The sequence below is a fragment of the Oleiphilus sp. HI0128 genome (assembly GCF_001635365.1).
Map to the genome: position 1 here is coordinate 1 of NZ_LWGG01001606.1, position 931 is coordinate 931.

Here is a 931-nt window from a genome sequence, read left to right on the forward strand (position 1 = left end):
GAATTATTTTAAATACTTTCTGATCAGTGCCATTTGTACCCTGGCAGGCCTCGGAACAATTGTATACGTTAATATTCTCTTGCCCGCATCTGAAAAGCAGGAATTACTTGCGCTAATTGGTCTTATTCTTAGCGTGCCTAGCGCTATCATCGCCTTTTACTGCTATATTCGCCTTCTCGTAAGCAGAATCCAGAATTTCTTGGACAAATAAATGATAACGCCCGATATAGAAATATACATAAAGAACATAAACAACAGTGAATTGCTCGCCTGGCTAAATACTCACTTTACAACCATCGATATCAACCTTGAAGCAAGCAGCTTATCCGAAAAGAAAAGTATCTCGGGCACCCTTTCACGCGAAGGGAATAAGATCCCTATCGTCGTTACGCCCTGTGCAGCAGGAAAGTCTTATTGCAGTGTTTGGTTCAAATCGTCTGAAACACCTTGGGACAATGATGAAGCCTGCGCACTAAGCCTGTTAGAGATGTATGAACTTGAGGTCAGGTGTGCCGCACATAGCTGGCAAGAAGGGGAAGATGAAGCAGGTGAATATTGGAATGCCATCACCCGAAACGAAAAAAAGCTTATCCGCTGGGGATAAGCCTTTTCTGTAGAAGCTAAAGAGCTAGAGGCTTACTTGGCAACCGAAACGTTGTCTGCCTGCATACCCTTCTCACCCTCACTCAAATCAAAGCGCACTGCTTGGCCTTGACGCAATGAGCGACGACCGCGACCACGAATTGAACGGAAGTGAACAAAAACATCTTCGCCCGCATCGGTCGTAATAAAACCAAAACCTTTATTCACATTGAACCATTTAACGGTACCGGACTCTACACCCTCAGGTGTATCATCGTCGTCATCAGACTCAGATGCTTCTTGCGCATTGTTACTTGAAGCAGAAGAAGACGAAGACTGTGCCGCAATT

At 44.7% G+C, this 931-nt stretch carries 2 protein-coding genes and 1 pseudogene; 2 read left to right on the forward strand and 1 reads right to left on the reverse strand.

Annotated elements, in window-relative coordinates; all coding sequences use genetic code 11:
• Window positions 1-211: pseudogene (locus A3763_RS29845) on the forward strand (hypothetical protein); the annotation flags it as partial.
• Window positions 212-604 (forward strand): hypothetical protein, encoded by a 393-nt coding sequence (locus A3763_RS26270; RefSeq protein WP_068508916.1) that lies wholly within the window; start codon window positions 212-214, stop codon window positions 602-604.
• 32 nt (window positions 605-636) lie between these two features.
• Here the strand turns inward: A3763_RS26270 and A3763_RS29990 are convergent.
• Window positions 637-931 (reverse strand): cold-shock protein (locus tag A3763_RS29990; protein WP_304440853.1); only part of this gene is annotated, 295 nt, incomplete at its 5' end.